General features: G+C 67.1%; 27 protein-coding genes. 9 read left to right on the top strand and 18 right to left on the bottom strand.

Annotated elements, in window-relative coordinates:
• Positions 1-458: 458 nt before the first annotated feature.
• From M2650_RS10485 to M2650_RS10455, 7 genes are all read right to left on the bottom strand, one after another.
• Positions 459-800: a lipid-A-disaccharide synthase N-terminal domain-containing protein gene (locus M2650_RS10485; RefSeq protein ID WP_249474012.1), complete on the bottom strand. Its 342-nt coding sequence runs from the start codon at positions 798-800 to the stop codon at positions 459-461.
• Positions 801-941: 141 nt separating this feature from the next.
• Complete coding sequence (locus M2650_RS10480; protein WP_249474387.1) at positions 942-1,691, bottom strand: glycosyltransferase family 2 protein; 750 nt, start codon at positions 1,689-1,691, stop codon at positions 942-944.
• A gap of 193 nt (positions 1,692-1,884) precedes the next feature.
• The gene (locus tag M2650_RS10475; RefSeq protein WP_249474010.1) at positions 1,885-2,850 is read right to left on the bottom strand and encodes an NAD-dependent epimerase/dehydratase family protein; all 966 of its coding nucleotides are present in this window, start codon (positions 2,848-2,850) and stop codon (positions 1,885-1,887) included.
• Between the two features lie 173 nt (positions 2,851-3,023).
• Complete coding sequence (locus M2650_RS10470) at positions 3,024-3,941, bottom strand: ParB/RepB/Spo0J family partition protein (RefSeq protein WP_249474009.1); 918 nt, start codon at positions 3,939-3,941, stop codon at positions 3,024-3,026.
• Complete coding sequence (locus M2650_RS10465) at positions 3,938-4,732, bottom strand: ParA family protein (RefSeq protein ID WP_249474007.1); 795 nt, start codon at positions 4,730-4,732, stop codon at positions 3,938-3,940. Before M2650_RS10465 ends, M2650_RS10470 begins: the two co-directional genes overlap by 4 nt.
• Before the next feature lie 321 nt (positions 4,733-5,053).
• On the bottom strand, positions 5,054-5,695 hold the full coding sequence (gene rsmG, locus M2650_RS10460; protein WP_249474005.1) for a 16S rRNA (guanine(527)-N(7))-methyltransferase RsmG: 642 nt from the start codon (positions 5,693-5,695) through the stop codon (positions 5,054-5,056).
• 112 nt (positions 5,696-5,807) lie between these two features.
• Positions 5,808-6,413: a 4'-phosphopantetheinyl transferase family protein gene (locus M2650_RS10455; protein WP_249474003.1), complete on the bottom strand. Its 606-nt coding sequence runs from the start codon at positions 6,411-6,413 to the stop codon at positions 5,808-5,810.
• 87 nt (positions 6,414-6,500) lie between these two features.
• Here M2650_RS10455 and M2650_RS10450 point away from each other — a divergent pair, with 87 nt between their 5' ends.
• Together M2650_RS10450 and M2650_RS10445 are read left to right on the top strand one after the other, a co-directional pair.
• Positions 6,501-7,862, top strand: coding sequence for an AMP-binding protein (locus M2650_RS10450; RefSeq protein WP_425602521.1), 1,362 nt, complete (start codon positions 6,501-6,503; stop codon positions 7,860-7,862).
• 152 nt (positions 7,863-8,014) lie between these two features.
• Positions 8,015-8,281, top strand: a complete 267-nt coding sequence (locus M2650_RS10445) for a GlsB/YeaQ/YmgE family stress response membrane protein (protein WP_249473999.1) — start codon at positions 8,015-8,017, stop codon at positions 8,279-8,281.
• Between the two features lie 221 nt (positions 8,282-8,502).
• Here the strand turns inward: M2650_RS10445 and xth are convergent, their stop codons facing one another.
• Together xth and M2650_RS10435 are read right to left on the bottom strand one after the other, a co-directional pair.
• On the bottom strand, positions 8,503-9,285 hold the full coding sequence (xth, locus tag M2650_RS10440) for an exodeoxyribonuclease III (protein WP_249473997.1): 783 nt from the start codon (positions 9,283-9,285) through the stop codon (positions 8,503-8,505).
• Between the two features lie 17 nt (positions 9,286-9,302).
• Positions 9,303-10,706 carry a coniferyl aldehyde dehydrogenase gene (locus M2650_RS10435; RefSeq protein WP_249473994.1) on the bottom strand — a complete coding sequence of 468 codons (1,404 nt, stop codon included), beginning with the start codon at positions 10,704-10,706 and terminating at the stop codon, positions 9,303-9,305.
• A gap of 40 nt (positions 10,707-10,746) precedes the next feature.
• Between M2650_RS10435 and M2650_RS10430 the strand changes: the two genes are divergently transcribed.
• Positions 10,747-11,289: a gamma carbonic anhydrase family protein gene (locus tag M2650_RS10430; protein ID WP_249473991.1), complete on the top strand. Its 543-nt coding sequence runs from the start codon at positions 10,747-10,749 to the stop codon at positions 11,287-11,289.
• Between the two features lie 85 nt (positions 11,290-11,374).
• Here the strand turns inward: M2650_RS10430 and M2650_RS10425 are convergent, their stop codons facing one another.
• Both M2650_RS10425 and aroE read right to left on the bottom strand, forming a co-directional pair.
• Positions 11,375-11,641: a YkgJ family cysteine cluster protein gene (locus M2650_RS10425; protein ID WP_249473988.1), complete on the bottom strand. Its 267-nt coding sequence runs from the start codon at positions 11,639-11,641 to the stop codon at positions 11,375-11,377.
• Between the two features lie 8 nt (positions 11,642-11,649).
• Positions 11,650-12,495, bottom strand: a complete 846-nt coding sequence (gene aroE, locus M2650_RS10420; RefSeq protein ID WP_249473985.1) for a shikimate dehydrogenase — start codon at positions 12,493-12,495, stop codon at positions 11,650-11,652.
• A gap of 78 nt (positions 12,496-12,573) precedes the next feature.
• On the opposite strand from aroE, the gene M2650_RS10415 reads away from it, so the two are divergent.
• Positions 12,574-13,434 carry a TolB family protein gene (locus tag M2650_RS10415; protein WP_249473982.1) on the top strand — a complete coding sequence of 287 codons (861 nt, stop codon included), beginning with the start codon at positions 12,574-12,576 and terminating at the stop codon, positions 13,432-13,434.
• 18 nt (positions 13,435-13,452) lie between these two features.
• Here M2650_RS10415 and M2650_RS10410 read toward each other — a convergent pair whose 3' ends face one another.
• The 7 genes from M2650_RS10410 to M2650_RS10380 form a co-directional block, all read right to left on the bottom strand.
• The gene (locus M2650_RS10410; RefSeq protein ID WP_249473980.1) at positions 13,453-13,893 is read right to left on the bottom strand and encodes a GNAT family N-acetyltransferase; all 441 of its coding nucleotides are present in this window, start codon (positions 13,891-13,893) and stop codon (positions 13,453-13,455) included.
• A gap of 15 nt (positions 13,894-13,908) precedes the next feature.
• Entirely contained in the window at positions 13,909-14,901 is a 993-nt protein-coding gene (gene hemB / locus M2650_RS10405; RefSeq protein ID WP_249473977.1) for a porphobilinogen synthase, read from the bottom strand.
• A gap of 87 nt (positions 14,902-14,988) precedes the next feature.
• Positions 14,989-16,587, bottom strand: coding sequence for a PA domain-containing protein (locus M2650_RS10400; protein WP_249473975.1), 1,599 nt, complete (start codon positions 16,585-16,587; stop codon positions 14,989-14,991).
• Positions 16,584-16,961 carry a post-PEP-CTERM-1 domain-containing protein gene (locus tag M2650_RS10395; protein WP_249473973.1) on the bottom strand — a complete coding sequence of 126 codons (378 nt, stop codon included), beginning with the start codon at positions 16,959-16,961 and terminating at the stop codon, positions 16,584-16,586. Before M2650_RS10395 ends, M2650_RS10400 begins: the two co-directional genes overlap by 4 nt.
• A gap of 337 nt (positions 16,962-17,298) precedes the next feature.
• Positions 17,299-17,547, bottom strand: a complete 249-nt coding sequence (locus tag M2650_RS10390; RefSeq protein ID WP_249473970.1) for a hypothetical protein — start codon at positions 17,545-17,547, stop codon at positions 17,299-17,301.
• Between the two features lie 878 nt (positions 17,548-18,425).
• Positions 18,426-19,442 carry a chorismate transformation FkbO/Hyg5 family protein gene (locus M2650_RS10385; protein ID WP_249473967.1) on the bottom strand — a complete coding sequence of 339 codons (1,017 nt, stop codon included), beginning with the start codon at positions 19,440-19,442 and terminating at the stop codon, positions 18,426-18,428.
• Positions 19,439-20,764: an NAD(P)/FAD-dependent oxidoreductase gene (locus M2650_RS10380; RefSeq protein ID WP_249473964.1), complete on the bottom strand. Its 1,326-nt coding sequence runs from the start codon at positions 20,762-20,764 to the stop codon at positions 19,439-19,441. Before M2650_RS10380 ends, M2650_RS10385 begins: the two co-directional genes overlap by 4 nt.
• Positions 20,765-20,862: 98 nt before the next feature.
• Here M2650_RS10380 and M2650_RS10375 point away from each other — a divergent pair, with 98 nt between their 5' ends.
• Genes M2650_RS10375 through M2650_RS10355 form a run of 5 tightly spaced genes read left to right on the top strand, consistent with a single transcriptional unit; the run spans position 20,863 to position 23,780 of the window.
• Positions 20,863-21,132, top strand: a complete 270-nt coding sequence (locus M2650_RS10375) for a phosphopantetheine-binding protein (protein WP_249473961.1) — start codon at positions 20,863-20,865, stop codon at positions 21,130-21,132.
• A 48-nt stretch (positions 21,133-21,180) separates the two neighbouring features.
• Positions 21,181-21,852, top strand: coding sequence for a COG4648 family protein (locus tag M2650_RS10370; protein WP_249474383.1), 672 nt, complete (start codon positions 21,181-21,183; stop codon positions 21,850-21,852).
• Positions 21,853-21,899: 47 nt separating this feature from the next.
• The gene (locus tag M2650_RS10365; RefSeq protein ID WP_249473959.1) at positions 21,900-22,199 is read left to right on the top strand and encodes an ApeI family dehydratase; all 300 of its coding nucleotides are present in this window, start codon (positions 21,900-21,902) and stop codon (positions 22,197-22,199) included.
• Positions 22,196-23,203, top strand: a complete 1,008-nt coding sequence (locus M2650_RS10360; RefSeq protein ID WP_249473956.1) for a lysophospholipid acyltransferase family protein — start codon at positions 22,196-22,198, stop codon at positions 23,201-23,203. Before M2650_RS10365 ends, M2650_RS10360 begins: the two co-directional genes overlap by 4 nt.
• Positions 23,148-23,780: a LolA-related protein gene (locus M2650_RS10355; protein ID WP_345779851.1), complete on the top strand. Its 633-nt coding sequence runs from the start codon at positions 23,148-23,150 to the stop codon at positions 23,778-23,780. Before M2650_RS10360 ends, M2650_RS10355 begins: the two co-directional genes overlap by 56 nt.
• The last annotated feature ends 1 nt before the right edge of the window (position 23,781 follow it).

The raw sequence follows: 23,781 nt of genomic DNA, 5'->3' as shown, positions 1-23,781 counted from the left end.
AACAAATCGTTGGCATTTTGGCCGTTTTTTTTGCCAATACGTCCTATTGCCATACCGGAGCAGCCTGCTCTCCGTACCAAGAGCGGGCAAACAACTACTAAGGTAATGCCATGAAGGGAACCAAAACTGCAGCAGCAATGTTTCTGCTGTTAATGCTGGGTGGTATGAGTACCGCGAATGCTCAGCAAGGTAACGATGCGCGTAGGATGCCGGTCGTCGGCAGCAGTGGTCAGTTACCGGCTACAGGCGTCGTTGGGAATGTCTCGTCTACGCCGACGTCGGGTAAGGAAGGAAAGAATACGTTAGACGACACTCTCAGTCTTTGCATCACTATTATGTCGGGAGGCCCCCTCTCGGAGAATTACGGCTCGCTTACCGAGTGTATTGACTCCTGGGCAGAGGATGGTGGTCCGTAGACTTCATGTTTAGGTTAAGGCGGGACAGGCAATCGTCACGATTCAGTGACTTGCCTTGTCCCGCTTCCAACCTCGATGCCGGATGTCCAGATACAGGCTGTAGGCCGCCGTGAACGCCGGGAACAGGTTCTGGATCACGCCCACCGAGTCCTGCTTTTGCGAGAACACGAAATAGCTCAGGGTCATCACGCTGCCGACCAGGCTCATGTACCAGAACAGGCGCGGGATCACCGGCTTGCGGTGCCGTCGCGAGGCCGCGAACTGGACCACCCAGCGGCCGCCGAACATCAGCGCGCCGGTCAGGCCGATCAGCTTCCATGGCGACATGTGCAGGCCGGTCCATTCCAGCCAGGGGATCGCGGCGTTCATGAAATCGGGGGTCATGGCGGTGCTCGCAGCTAAGGTAAAAAAGCTGTCATTCCAGCGTAGCGAGGAATCTGCTTCCGAGTGCGCCGACAAAGCAGATCCCTCGCTACGCTCGGGATGACACTTGTTTGGTTCGGGATGACAAGAACCAGGGACAAATTACGTAACTTCTTCCACAGCCGTACGCTTGCTGCGCCGGATCAGCCAAGCCACCCCGCGCAGGTCGCTGATACCGACCAGGGCGCGGTTGAGGTTGTTGTACTTGGACACGCCCGTCGCGCGGTGGCGGTGGTTCACCGGCACGCTGACGGTTTTCCAGCCCGCGCGCTGCATCAGCGCCGGCAGGTAGCGGTGCATGTGGTCGAAGTAGGGCAGGTCGAGGAAAGCCTCGCGTTCGAACAGCTTGATGCCGCAACCGGTGTCGGGCGTATTGTCGCGGAGCATGCGCGCGCGGATCGCGTTGGCCCATTTCGAGGCCCAGCGCTTGCTGCCAGAATCCTGGCGGTTGACGCGCCAGCCGGCGAACAGCTTGGTGTCGGGCGTGGCCGCCGCGCGGGCGGCGAGCAGTTTGGGAATGTCGGCCGGGTCGTTCTGGCCATCGCCGTCGAGCGTAGCGATCCATTCACCGCGTGCGGCCTTGATGCCGGTGCGCACCGCGGTGCTTTGTCCGCTCTGGGTGACGTGGCGCAACACGCGCAGTTCGGGCACTTCGCTCTTGAGCCGTTTCAATACTTCGGGCGTGGCGTCGCGCGAATGGTCGTCGACGTAGACGATCTCGAAGCTTGTCCCGAGACCTGTCGAGGGATCGGCCACGCCGCGCAGCGCGGCGGTGATTTCGTCGATCAACGGCGCGACGTTGTCTTGCTCGTTGAACACCGGCACTACCACTGAGAGTTGCGGATTCGCTATCGACATTTACATGGCTCGACGGGTAAGCCCCTCTCCCTGCGGGAGAGGGGTTGGGGTGAGGGTACGGCGAAGCGGCGATGATTCCAATCTTGGGACGCGAGTACGGAATGCGCAGCGTTTCCTGCGGCATTGCCGCTTCGCCGAACCCTCATCCGCCCTCCGGGCACCTTCTCCCGAGGGGAGAAGGAAAAGCCTACGCATTATCGCCGAAGTAATCGCGGCACCAAGCCACCACGCGCGGCAATCCGATGTCGATAGGCGTCACCGGCTCGAAGCCGAACGCGGCCTTGGCCCGCGCCGTATCGGCCATGGTCTCGACCATGTCTCCCGGCTGCATCGGCTTGTAGACCTTCTCGGCCGGCTTGCCGGCGGCCTGTTCGATGACCGCTATGAAGCGTTCCAGTTCCACCGGGGTATGGTTGCCCAGGTTGAACACCCGGTGCGGCGGATCGTCCTGCGGCGGATGTTTCAACGCACCCAGCACGCCGGCAACGATGTCGTCGATATAGGTGAAGTCGCGGCGCATCTTGCCGTGGTTGAACACGTCGATCGGGCGTCCCGCCAACACGGCGCGCGAAAACAGCAGCGGCGCCATGTCCGGCCGGCCCCAGGCGCCGTAGACGGTGAAGAAGCGCAAGCCGGTCGCGCGCAGGCCGTACAAATGCGCGTAGGTGTGCGCCATCAATTCGTTGGCGGCTTTGGTCGCCGCGTACAGCGAGCGCGGCCGGTCGATGCGCTGGTCTTCGGAGAACGGGGGTTTGGCCGAGTCGCCATAGACCGACGATGAGCTTGCGTAGACCAGGTGCTGGACGCCGCGATGCCTGCACAGCTCCAGCAGGTTGACGAAGCCGACCACGTTGCTGTCGACGTACGCGTGCGGATTCTCGAGCGAATAGCGCACGCCGGCCTGGGCCGCGAGATGGATCACGCGCGTCGGCTTGACCTCGTCGAACAGCGCGGCCAGGCCGTCGCGATCGGTCAGGTCGAGCGTACGGATATTGGTATCCGGGCATAACGCCGCGATACGGTCCCGCTTGAGCTGGGGATCGTAGTAACTGTTGAAATTGTCCAGGCCCACGGCGCGCACGCCGAGCTCCTGCAATTGGCGGCACACATAGGCGCCGATGAAGCCGGCCGCGCCGGTGACGAGGATGGTCATGCTCTTCAGCCGTCGTTCCCGCGGAGGCGGAAATCCAGTGACTTGAGATTTTGCCAGCCCGAACCTGAGCGAATCGTTCAATCCCCTGCTTTGTAGAGCGGGGCTTGCTCCGCTGCCTTTCGGTCCGCTCGGGCCAAGAGCAGCGGGGCAAGCCCCGCTCCACAAAAAGCGGGTCAGGCGGACTTGCCGCGCAGGCGTTCCAGCACGCCGTCCAGCGTATCCAGGTCCGTGTAGTGGATCACCAGCCGGCCTTTGCCCGCGCGGCCGTGCGCGATGCTGACCTTGGTGCCCAGGCTTTCCGACAATTCGTTCTCGAGCGAGGCGATGTCGGCGCTGGGCCGCGATTTGCCGGCGGTCTTCTTCTTGCCCACGCTGGGCACCGCGCCGTGCGCGAACTGCTGCGCGCGATGCTCCACCTCGCGTACCGACCAGCCGTGCTCGGCGGCGTCCGAAGCGAGCCTGCTTGCGAGTTCCGGCGACAGCGTCAGCAATGCGCGCGCATGGCCCATTTCCAGGCGTCGCGATTCCAGCAGCGCGCGGATCGCCGGCGGCAGTTCCAGCAGGCGCAGCAGATTGGAAACCGCCGCGCGCGAACGGCCGACCGCTTCGGCGGCCTGCGCGTGGGTCAGTGCGAATTCCTCGATCAGCCGATGCAGCGCCTGCGCTTCTTCAAGCGGATTGAGGTCTTCGCGCTGGATGTTTTCGATCAGCGCCATCGCCACCACGGTGCGATCGTCGACTTCGCGCACCACCACCGGGATTTCCGACAGCCCGGCCTGCTGCGAGGCGCGCCAGCGGCGTTCGCCGGCGATGATTTCGTAACGTTTGCCGCCCAGGTCGCGCACCACGATCGGCTGGATCACGCCTTGCGCGCGGATCGATTCGGCCAGCTCGGTCAGCTTGTCCGGATCCATGTTGCGGCGCGGCTGGTACTTGCCAGGCGACAGCGCATCGACCGGCAGCGAATGCAGCTTGTCGGTGGGCGTGGCTTCCAGCACCGGCGCTTCGGCGGCGGCTTTCGGGCCGAGCAGGGCTTCCAGGCCGCGGCCCAGGCCGCGCTTCTTGCCGGGATTGGGTTTTGTCGCGGTCATGCCGCCTTCTCCGTAGCGTTCTTGTTGCGCTCGTGCTGGCGACGCAGCACTTCTCCTGCCAGGCCCAGATAGGCGATCGAACCGCGCGAGGCCTTGTCGTAGCCGACGATGCTCTGGCCGTGGCTGGGCGCCTCGGCCAGGCGCACGTTGCGCGGCACGATGGTGCGGAACACCTTGTCGCCGAAATGATTGGTGAGTTCGGCCGAGACCGCATTGGCCAGGTTGTTGCGCACGTCGAACATGGTGCGCAACACGCCTTCGATCTCAAGACCGGGGTTGAGCTTGGCCTTGAGCGCGTCGATGGTCTGCAGCAGCGCGGTCAGCCCTTCCAGCGCGTAGTACTCGCACTGCATCGGCACCAGCACCGAATCGGCCGCGGTCAGCGCGTTCAAGGTCAGCAGCGACAGCGCCGGCGGGCAGTCGACGATGATGAAATCGTATTTGTCGCGCAGCGGATCGAGCGCGCGCTTCAGGCGTTGCTCGCGGCCTTCCTCGTCCATCAGTTCGATTTCGGCCGCGGTCAGGTCGGTATTGCCGGGCAGCAGGTCGAAATCCTCGGGCGTGCGCACGATCGCGTCGCTGGCGTGCATTTCTTCCAGCAGCACATCGCAGCTGGACGCGGACAGCTCGCGCTTGTCGATGCCGCTGCCCATGGTGGCGTTGCCTTGCGCGTCCAGGTCGACCAGCAGCACGCGCTTGGGCGTGCGCGCCAGCGCAGCGGCCAGGTTGACGGCGGTGGTGGTCTTGCCGACCCCGCCTTTCTGGTTGGCGATGGCGATGATGCGGGCCATGGGGTCCGTGATGCCTCGATGCGTTGCGGGAGCCGGGCGAGCGCGGCCGGACTGGGGATTATGCCGCGCCAGGTGCCTATTGGCTTGCGTCGATGCCCCAACGCGCCGCCGCGCGCTGCAGAAAGCCGGCCGCGACGGCTTCTAGTTTCCGCCGCCCAGCGCAAGATCCGTCCGCCGGCGGCCCCAACGCGCCGCCGCGCGCTGCAGAAAGCCGGCCGCGACGGCTTCTAGTTTCCGCCGCCCAGCGCAAGATCCGTCCGCCGGCGGCCCCAACGCGCCGCCGCGCGCTGCAGAAAGCCGGCTGCGACGGCTTTTATGACCCTACGCCGTATCGCGAGCCACGACCACCAGATGCCGCTCCGCCGCCAATCCGGGCACCGCGAGGGCATGGATGGCCTCCAGCCGCCATCCCGCCGGCACAGCGGCGATTTCGTCGTCGGGACGCGCGCCCTTCATCGCCAGCAGCCGGCCGGCGGGAGCCAGCAGGTGGCCGCCGACGGCGAGGATCTCCGGCAGCGTGGCCAGGGCGCGCGCGGTGATCGCCTCGTACGCGCCGGGTTCGTCCAGCGCCTCGGCCCGCGATTCGGCCACGCGCGCATTGCCCAGGCGCAGCGCGCGTACGGCTTCGCGCAGGAAGCGGGCCTTCTTGCCGTTGGATTCGACCAGCGTCACCTGCAGCGAGGGCAGGGCGATGGCCAGCGGTATGCCCGGCAATCCCGGGCCGGTGCCCAGGTCGGCGAGCGTGGCGGTGTTGCGGACGTAAGGCTGCATCGCCAGCGAATCGAGCAGGTGCTTGGCGACCATGTCGCGAGGATCGCGGATCGCGGTGAGGTTGTAGGTGCGGTTCCAGCGGTCGAGCAGGGTGAGATAGGCCAGCAGCGGTTCGGCCAGCGCGGTGTCCAAGGACAGTGCGGACAGGCCCGCGTCGAGTTCGGCGCGCAGCGCGGGAACGTCTTTATTCATGGGCGACAGTATCGCCGACGAGCAGCAGACCTTGTAGGAGCGGCTTTAGCCGCGAGCTTTTTCGATACGCCCGCGCTAACGTGCGGGAAAGAGCTCGCGGCTAAAGCCGCTCCTACGAAGAGCGGTTCAGCGGCGGCGAACGCCACGCGATCGCGGCGACGTAACCGAGCGAGGGCACGAATTCATGCAGATGCCAATCCTGCGGTTGACCCAGCGCTGGATCGCAAACGCCGAGCGTCAAACCGTGGTCGGATTCAACGAAAGCAAGCCGATGCAGACCGAACGCCAGGCCATATCCGTCGGCCTTCAGCACGGCTTCTTTGGCGCACCACAATCGCAGGAAGACGTCTTCGCATGCGGCCTGCGGCAGGGACGCCAACCATTGCGTTTCCGAGGCCGCGAAATAGCGCTGCGCCAGCTCCAGCGCGCGCGGCCGCGCGCGCCGCCATTCCATGTCCACGCCCACCTCGACGCCTTCGCCGAGCGCGACCAGCAGGCCCTCGCCGCTGTGGCTCCAACTGGCGTCGTAGCCCCCCGCGGGCGGCTGGATCCGCGGCCGGCCGCGCGCCTCGCGCACCAGCGGCAGCGTGTCCCGGGCCAGGCCCAGGCGCCGTTCCAGCCAATGCAGCGCCGCGATTTCGGCCGGCTGCGTGCGCGGATGGGGGTGCCAGGCCCAGCGGATCGGGCCGATGGCATGGCCGGCGTCGGTCGCGGACATGTTGATGAACGGCGGTTTGGTGTGGATGCGGGCCGTCAGCGTAAGCTAAATGCCAGGGGGCGGCTCAGGCCGCGCAAGGAGCCAGGCATGTCCGCAGTCATCGAGCACCGGGATTCCGGCGCGACGCAACGAGTCCTCGCCAGCGGCGACGGCATGCGCGCGTTGCTGTTCGACGGCAACGGTGCGATCACATTGGCCGATTATTTCGCGCAGGTGCGAGGGCTGGCGGCGATGCTGCCGGCGGCCGGCCACGTCATCAACCTGTGCGAGGACCGCTACAAATTCCTGGTCGCGTTCGGTGCCGCTGCGCTGCGCGGCCAGGTGACGCTGCTGCCGTCGTCGCGCGCGCCCGCGGTGATCGACGAAGTGCGAGCACGCTATCCGGACAGCTACTGCCTGGGCGAACAATCGTTCCCCGACACGCCGCCGCATTACTGGCGCCTGCCCGAGCGCATGCCGCGGCAGGACGGCGCGCCGCCGATGATCGACAGCGATGCGCTGATCGCGATCGGATTCACCTCCGGCAGCACCGGTTCGCCCAAGCCCAACCCCAAGACCTGGGGCAGCTTCCATACCAGCACCGCGCAGAATTTGGCCGCGCTGCGCGACCTGTGGCCGGCCGGCGCGGTGCCCAATTTCGTCGCCACCGTGCCGCCGCAGCACATGTACGGCATGGAAATGTCGGTGCTGATGCCGCTGCTGGGCGGGGCGGCGGTGCATGCGGAGCGTCCCTTCTTCCCCGGCGATGTCGCCCGCGCGCTGCAGCAGGCCGCCGCGCCGCGCGTGCTGGTGACCACGCCGGTGCATTTGCGCGCGTTGGTCGAATCCGGCGTGGAGCTGTCGCCGCTGACGGGCATCGTGTCGGCCACCGCGCCTCTGCCGCAAGCCTTGGCGGCAGAGGCCGAACGGCGCTTCGATTGCGAAGTGCGCGAGGTGTTCGGTTCCACCGAAACCTGCGTGATCGCGCGCCGCCGCACCGCGCGCGAAGACGCTTGGCAGCTGCTGCCCGGCGTGCGCCTGGCGCCGCAACCCGACGGCACGCTGGTCCACGCCGCGCATCTGGATGCGCCGGTGGTGTTGGCCGACCTGGTCGAATTGGAAGGCGAACACGCATTCCATCTGCGCGGCCGCAACGCCGACCTGCTGGAAATCGCCGGCAAGCGCGCTTCGCTCGGCGACCTGAATCGCAAGCTGCTGTCGATTCCCGGCGTGGAGGACGGCGTGGTGTTCCAGCTCGACGAAACCGATGCCGCCGGCGTGCGCCGCATCGCCGCGCTGGCGGTGGCGCCGACGCTGCGCGAAACCGACATCCTGGGCCATTTGCAGCGCGGCGTGGATGCCGTCTTCCTGCCGCGTCCGTTGCTGCGCGTGGCCGCTCTGCCGCGCAACGAGACCGGCAAGTTGCCGCGCGATGTCTTGCTGGCATTGCTGCGTAGCCGCATGCGATAAGCGTTTGTTTCGGCTAAAAAAACAGCGGCCGGGACGTGCCGGCCAGACCCGGTGCCAGTGCTGACGCCCCCATCACATACGGCTCGCCAGACTGGCGTTCGCCCCCACGCAGGGGAGCGCTACCACCCTTCACCTGTCAAGGAGTCTGGAGCATGGGCATCATCATCTGGTTGATCGTGGGCGGTGTCGTCGGCTGGCTCGCCAGCATGATCATGAAGACAGACGCGCAGCAGGGCATCCTGCTCAACGTCGTGGTCGGCATCGTCGGCGCCTTCATCGGCGGTTGGCTGATCGGCCCCTTGGTCGGTGCCGGTTCGATCAACGACGGGTTCTCGATCATGAGCTTCGTGGTGTCGCTAATCGGCGCCGTCATCCTGCTGGCGATCGTCAACCTGTTCCGCCGCGGGCGCGTGCGCTGAGTCGCCATCGCCCATCGAGATAGCGAAGGCCCGGCATCGCCGGGCTTTTGCTTTGTGCCTCGTTCTGTAGGGCGGAGCAAGCTCCGCTGCCCTTGCCTTTCTTAGGTGCGAATTTATTCGCACGCTCTTGATCTATTCCGATAAAAAGCGTGCGAATAAATTCGCACCCCCGGATCAAGTCCGGGGCAGGCTCTACGAAAAGCAGCGGAGCAAGCTCCGCTCTACAAGGCCTGACCCGCCAGCCGCACCCATACCGGCGCATGGTCGCTGGGCCGCTCCCAGGTACGCGGTTCGCGGTCGATGCCGGCCGCCGCAGCGGTGCCGCGCAGCGCGTCGGACACCAGGGTCAGGTCGATCCGCAGGCCCATATTGCGGCGGAAGGCCGCTTGGCGGTAATCCCACCAGCTGAACTGGCCCGCGTCCCCGTGATGCAGGCGATAGGCGTCGTGCAGGCCCAGGCCCGCGAGCCGCTGCAGCGCCTGGCGCTCGGCGGCGGAGGTGAGGATGTGCCCGTCGTTCCACACCGCCGGATCGTGCACGTCGCGGTCGTCGGGCGCGATGTTGAAGTCGCCCAGCACCACCATCCGCGGATGCTTCTGCAACTCTTCCGACAGCCAGCTGTGCACCGCGTCGAGCCAGCGCAGCTTGTATTCGTATTTTTCGGTGCCGACGTCCTGGCCATTGACCACGTACAGGTTGACCACGCGCATGCCGTTGACGGTCGCGGCAATCACGCGCCGCTGCGCGTCGTCGAAACCGGGGATGCCGATGCAGACCTCGTCGATCGCGTGCTCGCGCGCGAGAATGGCCACGCCGTTGTAGGTTTTCTGCCCGGCGAACACGCTGCGGTAGCCAAGGCCCGCGAGCACCGCGTCGGGGAACTTGTTGTCCTCGAGCTTGGTTTCCTGGATGCCGACCACATCGGGCGCCGCGTCGCGCAGCCACTGTTCGAGATGCGGCAGGCGCACGTTCAGCGAATTGACGTTCCAGCTGGCGATTTTCATGCAGGCCTCGGAGGGGCTTAGCGGACCAACAGGCGGATGAAGCGTTCGACCTTGGCGTACGGCGGTTTCAGCAGGTCGCTGCCGGCCCAGCGCGATTGCCACACGATCGGCAGCAGCTTGCTGAAGGCGTCGAAGCCGGCCTTGCCGTGGTAGGCGCCCATGCCGCTGGCGCCGACGCCGCCGAACGGCAGCGCGTTGATCGCGAAATGGATCAGGCTGTCGTTGACGGTGACGCCGCCGGCCAGCGTATTGCGCAGGATCAGCTCGACGCTGTTGCGGTCGTTGCTGAAGGGGTACAACGCCAGCGGCCGGTCGTGCGCATTGACGTAGGCGATGGCTTCGTCCAAGGCGCGATAGGTCTTGATCGGCAGGATCGGGCCGAAGATCTCGTCCCGCATCACGGCGGCGTCGTCGCCGGGCTCGATCACCAGCGTCGGCGGCAACGAACGCTCGCCGCCGTTCGCGGGCGACAGTTCGATCACCTGCAGGCCCTTGGCGCGGGCATCGTCGAGATAGCCGTCCAGGCGCCGGAACTGGCCGTCGTTGATGATCCGCGTGTAATCGCCCGCATCGCCGCCGGCATAGCGGGCGCGCACCTGGGCGCGCAGCGCTTCGACGAAGGCGTCGCGCCGCGGCGCGTCGATGAAGACGTAATCGGGCGCGATGCAGGTTTGTCCGCCGTTGAACCATTTGCCGGTGGCCAGCCGCGCCGCCGCGAGTTCTATCGGGAAATCCGGGCAGACGATCGCCGGCGACTTGCCGCCCAGTTCGAGCGTGACCGGCGTGAGGTTCTGCGCGGCGGCCATCATCACCTTGCGGCCGACCGCGGTGGAACCGGTGAACACCAGATGGTCGAACGGCAGCGCGGCGAATTCCGCGGCGATATCCGCGCCGCCGAACGCGACAGCGACGCGGTCTTCGGGAAACACTTCGGCCAGCAGATCGCGCAGGAAACGCGCCGAGCGCGGCGTGTGTTCCGATGGTTTCAGGTAGACGTGGTTGCCGGCGGCGATCGCGGTGGCCAGCGGGATCAGCGCCAGGTTGACCGGATAGTTCCAGGGCGCGATCACGCCGACCACGCCCAGCGGTTCGGGCCGCACTTCGGCCCTCGCCGGCCAGAATTTCCAGCCCACGCCGACGCGCTGCGGTTTCATCCAGCGACGCAGGCGGCCGAGCAAATGGTCGATCTCGCCGAGCACGGTCATGCCGTCCGAGATCAGCGTCTCGTGCGTGGAGCGGTGGCCGAAATCGGCGGAAATCGTGCGCGCCATCTCGTCCAGGCGCGATTTCACCGCCTGGCGCAGGCGCTCCAGATCGCCGCGGCGCTGGGCGTAATCGGGCTTGTCGGCCTGCCAGGCGGCGCGCAAGCGGGTGAGCGTCGGGCGCAGTTCGGCGGCGGGCGTATCGGCGGCGAGGTCCATGCGGGCAGTGTAAGGCCAGTCGGCGGCTTACAATCATGCAATGGACCTGCGCTCCTATCTAGGCAAGCTGCCCGAACTGGGCCAGCGCGTTTATGTCGATCCGGCCGCGACCGTGATCGGCGACGCCGTGCTCGGCGACGACGTCTCGGTCTGGCCCGGTACCGTCATCCGCGGCGACGTCAATTTCATCCGCATCGGCGCCCGCACCAATATCCAGGACGGCACGGTGGTGCACGTCAGCCACGACGGCCCGCACGCCAAGCTCGGCGGCTTCGCCACCGTGATCGGCGAGGATGTCACCATCGGCCACAAGGCCATCGTCCACGCCTGCAGGATCGAGGATGCGGCCTTGATCGGCATGGGCGCGATCGTGCTCGACGGCGCGGTGGTGAAGAAGCACGGCTTCGTCGGCGCCGGCGCGCTGATCGCGCCCGGCAAAGTCGTCGGCGAGGGCGAGATGTGGCTGGGCAATCCGGGTCGCTTCGCGCGTCGGCTTACCGAAGCCGAGATCGAGGCGCTGTATTACAGCTCGCAGCACTACGTGCGCATGAAGGATCAGTACCTGGCAGAACGCAGGGCGTAACCGCTTTTCGTAAGAGCGGCTTCAGCCGCGAGCTCTTACGCGGCTAGCTTCCGAGGTCTGCAAAAGCTCGCGGCTGAAGCCGCTCTTACGAAAGCGCGGTTGGCCGCGTCGCGATCTCCAGCGCATCGATGATGGCGAACGCCGCGGCGCGATCTTCGCCGCACATCGGCCTCTGCGGACGCAGCGACGCGCAGAATTTCGGCCGCTCCGGCCTGCCGAACAAGCGGCAGCGGTAATCGTCGTCCAGCTGCACGCAGGGAATGCCCGCCGGCTTGCCGAACGGCATGCCGGGTATCGGCGAAGTGATCGACGGGGCGATGCAGCAGGCGCCGCAGCCGTCGCGGCAGTCCATCTCCGCGCTCAGTCCGCGGTGACCAGCGCGGCGCGGTGCTCGCGCAGCTCGGCGAACACCGGATCGGTGTCCGGGCGCGCGCCGTGCCACAGCGCGAAGCTTTCCGCCGCCTGTTCCACCAGCATGCCCAGGCCATCGATGGCGTCGTGCGCGCCCGCCGCGCGGGCCCAGGCCAGGAACGGAATCGCCACTTCGCCGTAGCTGAGATCGACGGCGGCCGTGCGCGCGCCGGCCAGGGACATCGGCAACGCCGGCATCGCGCCTTCGCGTGCGGCCGACGTGGCGTTGACGATCAGGTCGAATTCGCCCAGCGCCTTGAGGTCGTCGAGATAGCGCGGATGCACCCGCCCGGGCTGTTCCAGCGCATCGGCCAGCGCATCGGCGCGCTCGGGCGTGCGGTTGACGATGAACAGATCACCGATGCCCGCATCCAGCAACGCCGGCGCCACGCCGCGCGCCGCGCCGCCGGCGCCGATCAGCAGCGTGCGCCGCGCGCGCAGGTCCAACGCATGCCGGCCGGTGAGGTCGCGCACCAGGCCGACGCCGTCGGTGTTGTCTCCGTGCCAGCCGGTCGCGCCGCGGGTCAGCGTGTTGGCGGCTCCGGCGCGCCGCGCGCGTTCGCTGAGCGTGTCGCAGGCCGCTGCCGCGCGCTGCTTGTGCGGCAGGGTGATGTTGGCGCCGACGCCGCCCGACGCGGCGAATGCGCCGAGCGCGTTGCCGAATTCTTCCGCCGTGGCGTCGATCGCAGAATAGTCCAGCGCAATCGACATCTGCCGGCCGAAACTGGCATGGATGCGCGGCGACAGCGAATGCGCGACAGGATGCGCCAGGACGGCAAAACGGGGTATCGCCATACCGAGGACTCGCTCTAGACTGGGGACAAACGACCGGAACCAGGGGTTTTATCGGTGAAACGCTTACCGCTCGCCGCAATGGCCATCTTACTCCCGGCCGCCGCCAGCGCCGGTTTCGCCGAATTCGGCATCGAGGGCATGGGCGTAGTGTCGACCCGGGACAGTGAAGTCCGCGCCAGCGTCAGCCCGGACGGGCGGCGCATCGTATGGGGCAGTACCAACCGTAAGGGCGGCGCCGGCGGCTGGGATCTCTGGCAGGCGCGGCTGACCGAAGGCCGCTGGTCGGATCCGCAACCGCTGGCGGTCAATTCCACGGCCAACGATTTCGATCCGCTTCTCAGCGCGGACGGCAAGTGGCTCTATTTCTTCTCCAACCGCGAGGGCGGTTTCGGCGGCGACGACCTGTATCGCGTCGCCATCGATGCGGACGGCGGCTTCGGCCGACCCGAGAATCTCGGCCCCGGCGTGAACGGCAAGGGCGACGAATGGGCGCCGACGCCGAGCCGCGACGGCCAGCGCCTGTTGTTCGCCAGCGATGGCTTCGGCGGCGCCGGCCGCCACGACTTGCTGGTCGCGCACTGGGACGGCAAGGCGTTCGTCGATCCGCAGCCGGTGCCGGGCGTCAACACGGCGGCGGACGAGTTCGATGCGGCCTGGGTCGGCGACGGCAAGACCATCGTCTACGCGCAGTCCGACGACGTGGAAAAACAGCCGATCCGGCTGCTGGTCGCGCATTGCGACGGCAAGGCCTATGCTGGCTCCGCGCCGTGGACGCTGTCGTTCAACACGGCGGACGGCTACACGCTCGGCCCGGTGCTCGACGCCGACAAGCCAGGCGAAATGCTGGTGAGCGGATCGGCCAAGGCGCCGAAAGCCGGCGGCATGGACATCTACCGGGTACGCGCGCCGAACGCCGTCGGCAAAAACGGCTGCACGTAGGGTGGGCCAGGGCTCGCCCTACAGCGGTTTGGTGTACGCGTGCTGCGTCTTGGTGCGCGTGTAGCCGAGGCTTTCGTAGAACGGGTGCGATTCCTGGCGCAGGATGTTGGAGCGCAGGAACACGTCCGGCGTGCCGATATCGATGGCCCATTGCTCCGCCGCCGCGACCAGGGCCTTGCCCACGCCCGTGCGCCTGGCGCCGGCGTCCACCACCAGCGCGACGATCTCCACGCGCTCGCCGAGTTCCAGCGACATGCGCTGTTCGGTGGCCACGAAGCCGCTGAGCCGCGTGCCCTCGGCCGCGACCAGTACCGCATGCCGCGGCGACTCGAGTAGTTTTTGCAGCCGCGCAGCGAAGGTTTCCGGCGACGCGGGATAGCCCAATTGCGCAGACAGGCGCGCGATCTCCGCCGCATCTTGCGGAGTGGCGTTGCGAATGGCGGGCGTTGCAGAGGACATGGTCGGTGCCGCGTGTCAGCTGTCTTCTTTCAGCCAGCGCGCCGCATCCAGCGCGAAATACGTCAGCACGCCATCGGCGCCTGCGCGCTTGAACGCGGTCAGCGCTTCGAGCGTGCAGGCGCGTTCGTCCAGCCAGCCGTTGGCGTAAGCGGCTTTGAGCATCGCGTACTCGCCGCTGACCTGGTAGGCGAACGTCGGCACGCCGAATTCGTCCTTCACCCGGCGCACGATGTCCAGATAGGGCATGCCCGGCTTCACCATCACCATGTCGGCGCCTTCGTCCAGGTCGAGCGCGACTTCGCGCAGCGCTTCGTCCGAATTGGCCGGATCCATCTGGTAGGTGTACTTGTTCCCCTTGCCGAGCGCGCCGGCGCTGCCGACCGCATCTCGGAACGGGCCGTAGAAGCTGCTCGCGTATTTCGCCGCGTAGGCCAGGATGCGGGTGTTGACGTGGCCTTCCTCTTCCAGCGCGATGCGGATCGCGCCGATGCGGCCGTCCATCATGTCGCTGGGCGCGACGATGTCGGCGCCGGCGGCGGCGTGCGACAGCGCTTGCTTGACCAGCGCTTCGACGGTGCCGTCGTTGACCACGTAGCCGGCGTCGTCCACCAGGCCGTCCTGGCCGTGCGAAGTGTACGGGTCCAGCGCGACGTCGGTGATCACGCCCAGTTCCGGGAAGCGCTGCTTGAGCGCGCGCACCGCGCGCTGCACCAGGCCGTCGTCGGCCCAGGCCGCGGCGGCGTCCAGCGACTTGGCGTCCGGCGCGGTCACCGGAAACAGCGCCAGCGCCGGGATGCGCAGCTCGCTGGCCTGCTCGGCCACGCGCAGCAACTCGTCGACGCTCACGCGCGACACGCCGGGCATCGAGGGTACCGCCTCGCGTCCGGACAGCTCGTGCACGAACACCGGATAGATGAAGTCGTTCGCCGTCAGCACGTGTTCGCGCATCAGCCGGCGGGAAAAATCGTCGCGGCGCATCCGCCGCATGCGGGAGTGGGGATAGCTCATGGCGCCATGATACGCCTGTCGCCGCCGACCCTAAAAAACCGGCGCCACGAGGGCGCCGGTCGGTTGCCGCGCAACGGGCGGCAAGGCTTACGGCGCGGTCTGGGCGACGCAAGCGCGCACGGCGACGTGCTGGTTGCGGTCGATCAGGCCGAGTTGCTTCAACTGATTGTTGTGGTCGGTCATGCAGCGCATGTACTTGGCGCGGCCGCCGTTGGCGTAGGTGCGGCACAGGTCGTCGAACGCCTGGATGTTGGCGCCGATGATGATGCCCACGTCGTTGACCACGTCCACGCCGGTATCGCAGGTTCCGCCGATCTTGGCGTTGCCGTCGTTGAGCGTCCAGCCTGTGTCCTTGAGCAGGTTCGGCGTGATGTCGATGTTGTAGGTCGACAGCAACGTCGCATTGATCGAGGGCTCCATCAGCGTGTTGGGCGAAGTCGCGGTGTCGTAATGCGAACCGGACGAGCCGCCCTGCACCGGGTTGGGCATGAACAGGCGCGGACGGCCGAGATCGTCGGCGCCCTGCAGCTTGGTCGGGTCGACGGTGAAGGTGACCTGCACGCCCGGCATCGCCGCCTTGAACGCGTTGCCGTCGGCCAGCGTGATCCGGATCGATGGGATCGTGATGGTCGGATCGGCGCCGCCCAATCCCGGCGGCGGCGTGCCCGGGGCGTTGTCGGCGATGATCGCGCCGATCGCGCCCGCGTTCTGCGCATTCTTCACTTTGACGATGAAGCCGCAGGTGCCGCGGTCCATCAACGCGATCTTGCCGGCGACCGCCGCTGCGTTGCTGATCGGGCTGCAGCCGTCGGTGGTCGACGGACCCGCCGCGTCGGCCGCGTCGGTGGCGACGATGACCGTGCCGGTGAAGTTGCTCGGCGAAACCGGCGCGCCGAAACCGGCCGTGCCGTACTCGTATTCGCCGACCAGGCCGGCCGGCGCGGTCGCCCGGAACGCCGTGCGGTCGTCGAGGATCAGGCCCGCGCCTGCGACGGCGCTGGCGCCGGTGAACACCACTTTGCCGTAGTTGAGCGCGGAGGCTTGGCGCTCGGCGACGGTCATCGCGGTCCAGAACTTGGCCTGGGTATTGTCGAAGGTGAAGACCGAGTAGATGTCCTGCTGGCCTTGCAGGAACGTACCCGCGGCTTCGTTCTCGAAGTTCTGGAAACCCAGGCCGTGGCCGAACTCGTGCATCGCCACGTCGAGGAAATTGACCTGCCCGGCCGGGGTCTGGCCGTCGAGGCCGTAATAGAAATCGAAGTCGGAGCTGTACTGCGAACCGATGTCGGTGAAACCCGGATTCAGGTCCGCGCCGGCGATCGCATCGGCCAGGGCCGAGCTGTACCAGGTATTGGGCACGATGCCGGGCGCGAAATCGTCGAACACGAAACTCGCGCCGGCCGAACCGAGCACGTTCGCACCGAGCGGATTGAACTGCGCGCCGACGAAGATCGGCACATCGCTCTGCAACACCGAACCCCAGAGCTTGGCGGCGAACTGCGCGACGATCAGGCGCTGCTGTCCGCGCGTGGTGCCCGGATTGCCGCCCACGGGCGCGACGGGAGTGGGATCGTTATAGCCTTCGCCCGGATCGTCGAACACTACCGGGATGACTTCGGCGGCCTGCGCAGAAACGGACAGCGCGAGCGCGATGGCGGTGCTCAGCAGTAGGAGTGACTTTTTCATTTCACTTCCTCCGCGTCTAGGACCGGTGCGGGCTCGTTGCCTTCGTATTCGCGCACGCGCAGGTTGCCTTGCGCATCCCTCTGCACGGCGAGGCTGCTCCACAGGTTGGTCGGAACCTGCATCGTCGCGCCGGTGCCGTTGGGCGTGTTCCTGAGCGTGGGCTTGGCTTCGGCTTCGGTGCGCGGCTGCTTCAGCGTGCGTTGCCGGGCGGCGACGGTCTTGGCCATGCTGCTGCGTTCTTGCGCGGTCGGCGCGCGCAACAGCTTGCCGGTCTTGGCGTCTACTGCAGAATGCTGCGGTGTTGCTGCGGTCGCTGCGAAACATACGCCGAGCAACAAGCCTGGCAATGCGCAGCCTGCGATGGTAGTCCTCATGTTTGTTTCCCCGGGGGTGGCGTGAAAGGTTCGCGCACCGCTTTGCGCGATGGCGGCGACGTGTCGCAAACAGGGGGTTGCGGTGTTCGCCGGCCGAGTGTGCTCCCCGTTTCGCGTGAAAAACAAGAGGGCGCCCCGTGCTGGGCGATGCGGTTCTTTGGCCCGCTTTTGCTGCACTGCGTTATGGCGTTGCAGGGATGTTACGTTTTGGCCGGTACGGTCCGCATTGGCGCCGATAACCGCGCGCGATCGCGCCGGGCATGCGCCCGGCATGCTTCATGCTCGAGTCTGCGGACCGGGTGCCGGTCCGCTTCTGTATGCCTATGGCTCTCTGCGATCAGAGCAGGCCGCCGAACATGCTCAGCCGCACTACGGCCACTACGATCACGATGCCGTTGAGCACCAGGCCGGCCTTGGCACGGCCGCGCTTCCCGGGCGACGTGAGCGCGATGCCGATCGCCGCGATCAGCGCGCCGATGGCGGCGAACGGGATCAGCAACCAGTTGGTGATGCCGATCACCGGGATCAGCGCCAGCACCATCCACAGCATCGCCAGGATGCCCCACAGCAGACTGAACAGCCCCATTTTCGGTTCCTCTCGATCGGCGCGATCGCCGTACTCGGCAGTATGCGGGCAACCCTGCGTCGTTCAATACCGTCGGCCTTTGTAGAGTGGGTTCGCCCCGCTGCTCTAATCCTTTCACGCCGCCATTCCGGCGCATGCCGGGGTCCGGCGTGTTTGCTCTGTTCTGTAGAGCAGAGCTTGCTCGGCTGCCCTTGTCTTGCTCCGGCTCTGTAGAGCGGAGCTTGCTCTGCTGCTGTTGCTCTTAGGCCGTTTGCTTTAATGCCGTTTGCTTTTTTAAGCCGTCATCCCAGCGAACGCTGGGACCCATCTTGCTCTTGCCCTTGCCCTTAAGCCGTCATCCCGGCGAAGGCCGGGATCCAGGCCCGCGTCCTCGCCGCTTGCGCTGCGGCTCGCGCCACGGACAAAGGCTTCCGCGCTGCGCGCGGGTCACTTTCTTTGCTGGCCCAAAGAAAGTAACCCAAGAAAGGGCCTGAACTGCGGTGCGATGCCTCGCACCTGAAAGTCCGCCAGCGGCCTAAGCTTTCGTCGTGGATGACCTTCTTACGCAGGTACTAGATTTTGATTCGTAGCGGATGGGTGACGCGGCTTTTGCGGATTTGCGCTAAGGAGTCGTTCGGGTCGATCGCCTCGAATCTCAATGTCGAAGCGACGGAGGCCAAGCACACGGGGGAGCCGCTCGCCGCAATCCCTTCCAAACCCCCTTTTTCTTTGGCGATTTCTCTTTTTGGGTCCACAAAAAGAAGACATGCCTTGAGCTTGCCGAAGGTCACCTCGGCCGCAGCTTTAGCGGACGAAACTCCGGCCTGAAAGGCCGGCAGGTCGCCACAAACCCCAAGCAAAGGCAGCGGGGCAAGCTCCGCTCTACAAAGCGGCGAGCGTCAACCGTGGACGCCGTCGATTTCCACGCACAGTTCGCGGCGGCAGATGGCGGCATGCAGGAGGACGCGCGGCACGCTGTCGCCGAAGCGCGCCTGCAGGGCGCCGGCGACGGTGGGCAGGTCGTGCGCGTCGCGCACGTAAACCTTGAGCCGGGTGCCGGCGCCGAAGCGCGCGGGCAGCGCGGGTTGCCGTTGCCGCGCAGCGGCCAGCAGGCTGTCGAAATTGGCGAAGGTCTCGTCCAATTGCGCCAGCAGTTCGCCTTCGTGCTGCGAGGCGTGGCCGACCACGCTGGCGGTGCCCGACAGCAGCAGCGGCGTGCGGCTGTAGGTCGGCGGCAGCATCGCCCGCGCGAAGCTGGGCGCCTGCGGGCCGTGCTGGCGCGGGTAGCGGTAGGCGCTGACCTGGCGTGGATTCTCGACCGGCGTGCCGGGCGTGCGCGCGGCCAGCCAGTAGATCTGCAGCACGCGGTCGTCGTCGCAGCGGCCGATCGCGGTCGCCGCAGGCAGCGTGGCGGGATCGAAATCGCCCAGGCCGCGCGCGCGGCCGACGCAGAACTGCCGGTAACGTTCGGCATCGCCGTCGCCCAGCGTGATCGCGTCCAGATAGTTCCAGATGCGCAGCAGATGCGGATAACCGCTGTCGCGGATGAAGGCGGTCAACCGCTCGTAGGCGTGCGCCGACGCCGCAACGATGCCCGCCTTGCCGTCGATGGCGTAGGCGCTCTCGTCCACTTCGATCACGCCGAACTGCAAGCGTCCGTCGCAGGCCCAAGCGATTTCGCCGTCGCGCCCGCGCGTCACCGGCTGCTGCGTGCGCCAGACTTCGAAAGGCGCGGCGCCCAGGTAAGGCTGCAGCGGCACGCGCAGGTAGCGTGGATCGTCCGCGTGCGGCGCGTCGCGGCCGAAGCCCAGCACCGCCAGCGTGTCGGGGTGCGCGAGCAGGGCGCCGGGCGTAGCGGCGTCGACGTAATCGACGTCCAGCCGCGGCGCGTGCAGATGGTCGGGTTGCGCGCTCATGGATTGCCGGGTTGCAGCGTGTCGCCGCTGACTTCCACGCCCACCTGGCGGCGCCGGCGCAGCCAGCCGCGGAACGCCGACGGCGCCATCCGCAGCGCGGTCAGCGCGTAGATCGTGCGGAACGCGCGCAGGCGGCGCAGCACCGCGCGGTTGTCGAACACGTCTCCGGCCAGCATCGAGATCACCGCCTGTTCAATCTGCCAATAGTTGCGCGGCTCGTTGAACAAGCGTTGCATGACCGGCGTGGTGAAGCGGTAGATGAACCAGGTGAAATGCTTCAGGCCGCGCCGCAAGCGCTTCTCCATGGCTTTTTGCAGCGCCGGCTCGCGGCCCGGGTCGCGCAGCGCGCCGTCGACCACTTCCGCGGCCTGTTCGGCGCTGTTCATGCCCAGATAGACGCCCGAGGAGAACACCGGATCGACGAAGGCGTAGGCGTCGCCCACCATCACCCAGCCCGGCCCGGTCATGCGCGAGCAGGTGTAGGAATAGTTGCCGGTCACGTGCACCGGCGCCACGCGCTGCGCGCCGCGCATCCGCGCCCACACCTGCGGCTCGGACTCCAGCGTCTTCATCAGGAAGCTCTCGGTCTCGCCGCGGCGCTGCTTGAGGTATTCGGGGAAGCACACCGCGCCCACGCTCATCACGTCGTTCTGCAGCGGGATCAGCCACATCCAGCCGTGCGCGAAGCGCTGCACGGTGATGTTGCCGGCATCCTCGCCGGGACGGCGCTCGACGCCGGTGAAATGGCTGAAGATCGCCGCGGACTGGTGTTTGCCGCTCTTCTGCTTGAGCTTGAACTTGTTGCCGAAGAAGGTGTCGCGGCCGCTGGCGTCGACGACGTAGCGCGGCCGGATGGCGAATTCTTCGCCATCGGCGTTGCGCGCATGGGCCAGCGCCGGGCGGCCGTCGCCGCCGAAATCCATCCGCAGCACTTCGACCCGTTCGCGCGCATCGACGCCGTTGGCGCGGGCGTGCTCGAACAGCATCTGGTCGAACTGCTCGCGCTTGACCTGGTAGGCGTAGGGGAATTTCGGATCGAGCGCGCGCTCGAAGCGGAAGGTGTTGTAGTTGGTATCGTCGACGGGGAACTCGGCGCCGGGCTTGAAGATGCCCATGTCGCGGACCCGGTCCAGCACGCCCAGGCGCTCGAGGATGGGCAGGTTCATCGGCAGCAGCGACTCGCCGATGTGAAAGCGCGGGTGCGCGGCCTTCTCAAGCTGAACGACCCGCCAGCCTTTGCGCGCCAGCAGCGTGGCCGCCGTGGAACCGGCCGGACCGCCGCCGATCACCAGTACGTCCGTGTCCTCAGGGATGGGGGTCATTCGCGGTAACTGCCGGGCCATGCGATCATTTCGCCAGGCGCAAATGATACCGCGGCCTTCCACGGCCGCCATCGGGCGCACTTCACACGGAACCGAACATGTCCACGCAAAGCCCAGCCGAACAAGAACTCGCCGAACTGCTGATCGAAAGCCTGAACCTGGAAGGCGTCGCCGCCGCCGACATCGACCCGGAGGCGCCGTTGTTCGGCGCCGGACTGGGGCTGGATTCGATCGACGCGCTGGAATTGGCGCTGGCCATCAGCAAGCGCTACGGCTTCCAGCTGAAGTCCGACAACGAGGAAAATCGCCGCGCGTTCGGATCGTTGCGCGCGCTGTCGGCGCATATCCAACAACACCAGCCGGCCTGAGCCGGTTCGCGGCGGCCCGATCCCACCTCTTTCGGCAGCCTCGGCTTGATCCTGGTCCTCGAAGTCCTGCTGGCGCTGGCCTATTCGGTCGTCGCGCACGTGGCCAGCGCGCGCCACGACGGGCCGCTGGCGGTAGTCGCGATGGCGGTGCTGGTGTTGATGGTGCTGATCGCACCGTTGGCGCAGCGCCGGTTTTGGGCTTGGTTGGCCCTCGCCGCCAGCTTGGCCGGCTTGGCCTGGCTGGCGCGCTCGCCCTACACGCAGGTGCCGCTGCTGCTGGCGCCGACGGCATTCATCGTGCTGGTCGCTTTCGTGTTCGGCCGCAGCTTGGCCGCCGGACGTACGCCCCTGATCAGCAAGATCGTGATGGCGCTGGAAGGCGGTTCCGCGCCCGCGGCGCTGCTGCGCTATACCCGCCATCTGACCGCGGCCTGGGCCTGGGCGCTGGGGCTGCTGGCCGCGGTCAATCTAGTGCTGTCGCTGATCGCGGTGCCCGACGGCCTGTTGGCCCAGTTCGGGGTGCAGGCGCCGGTGACGATCACCCAGACGCAATGGTCCTGGTTCGCCAATGTGTTCAATTACGGACTCATTGGCGGTTTTTTCGCCATCGAGTTCGCCATCCGCAAGCGCCGCTTTCCCGACCGTTACCACAACTTCGCCGATTTCCTGCGCAAGCTGCGGGGGCTGGGGCCGGCCTTCTGGCGGGATTTCCTGCGCTGAACCGGCCGGTCTTGCGGCGTTCATGGCGCCCGCCCATGCTTGCGCCCATGAAGCCCGCCGTCGCCAGCCTCGAATTCCGCATCCCCGCCGGCCACCCCAGCCTGCCGGGGCATTTTCCCGGCCGTCCGGTGGTGCCCGGGGTAGTGCTGCTGGACAAGGTGCTGGAGGCTATCGAAAACACCGGTGCGCCGCTCGGCGCGTTGCGCCTGCCGCAGGTCAAATTCGTGCAGCCGCTGCTGCCCGAGCAGACCGCGACGATCGAATTGCAGGCCGATGCGCCGCGCTGGCGGTTCCGCATCCTGCGCGGCGACGCGCTGATCGCCAGCGGCGAGGTCGCGATCGCGTGAGCACGGCATGGCGGCAACGCCCCGAAGGCGGCGGACGTTTCGCGATCTGGGTGATCCGCTGCATCGGCCGTTATCTCGGCCGCGCAGTGGCGCGCGCCTGTCTGTATCCGATCACGTTGTACTTCCTGATCAAGCGCGGGCCCGAGCGGCGCGCATCGTGCGCCTATCTAGGCCGTGCGCTCGGACGGCCGGCGACGCTGCTCGACGCGGCGCGCCACATCCACACTTTCTCAGCGACCATCCTCGACCGCATCTACCTGCTCGGCGATCGCGACCTGAGCCGCTTCGATATCCGCGTCAGCGGCATCGAGCAGGTGCATGCGCAGATCGCGCAGGGGCGCGGGGTGCTGCTGATCGGCTCGCACCTGGGCAGTTTCGAGGCCTTGCGCGGCTTGGCGCAGAGCCGTCCGGACATCGAAGTGCGCGCGGTGCTCGACAAATCGCAGACGCCGGCGATGACGCAACTGCTCGAAGCGTTGAACCCCCGGGTCGCCGCCGGCGTGATCGACGCCGCGCAGGGCGGCCTGGCGGTGACGTTGGCGATCAAGCAGGCCACCGACCAGGGCGCGATGGTGACCTTGTTGGCCGATCGCGTGTATCCGGGCGAGACCGTGCTGCGGGCGCCGTTCCTGGGCGAAGCGGCGGCGTTCCCGTCGTCGCCCTGGCTGATCGCCGCGGCGCTGCAGGTGCCGGTCACGCTGGCGTTCGGGCTGTATCGCGGCGGCAACCGCTACGATCTGGTGTTCGAGACGTTCAGCGACGGGATAACGATAGAACGGCATAACCGCCCGCAGGCGCTGGCCGAATGCGTCGCGCGGTACGCGCAGCGGCTCGAGCACCATGCGCGCGCCGCGCCCTACAACTGGTTCAACTTCTACGATTTCTGGAAGCACGACGATGAAGGCAGCGAGCAGGAACTACACGCGTCGCAGGCGCATCTGGCAGGCGATGCCGACGCTGCTCGCCGTCGCCTTCGCCAGCAGCGCGCCATGCACCGCGCTTGAAGCGCCGGTCGATGCGGGCTGGATCCTGCAGAAGCTGGCGCGGCCGGCGCCGACGCGCACCGACTTCGTCGAGCTGCGCGGCTCCAAGCTGCTCAAGCAGCCGTTGCGGCTGAGCGGCGAATACGCGCGCCCCGACGCCGACACGCTGGTGCGCGAAGTGCGCGCGCCGTACGCCGAAACCACCACCATTCGCGCCGGCGAGGCGACCATCGCCCGCGCCGGCAAGTCGCCGCGCCGCTTCTCGCTGGCGCGGGTGCCGGAACTGGCCGGCCTGCAAGCCAGCTTCGGCGCGATGCTGTCGGGCGATCGCGCCACGCTGGAAAAGTTCTATCGCGTCGCCGCCGCCGGCAGCCACCAGCAATGGACGATGACGTTGTCGCCCAAGGACGCGCAGCTCGCCGCCAAGGTCCGCGAGATCGTCCTGTACGGCCGCGGCGCCGAATTGCGCTGCATCGAGACGCGCCCGGCCAAGGGCGACGAAACGCAGCGCACGCTGCTGGCGGGCGCCGCGCGCGCTTCGGCCGGCGCCACGACGCCCGAAGCCTTGACCGCGCTATGCCGTGGCGCCGCGCAGTGAT

Origin of the sequence: Luteimonas galliterrae, assembly GCF_023374055.1 — a bacterium.
In the GTDB taxonomy this organism is placed as follows: Bacteria; Pseudomonadota; Gammaproteobacteria; order Xanthomonadales; family Xanthomonadaceae; genus Luteimonas_C; species Luteimonas_C galliterrae.
Note: the sequence above shows the minus strand (reverse complement) of the source record. Positions and strands in the feature narration are given on the sequence as shown.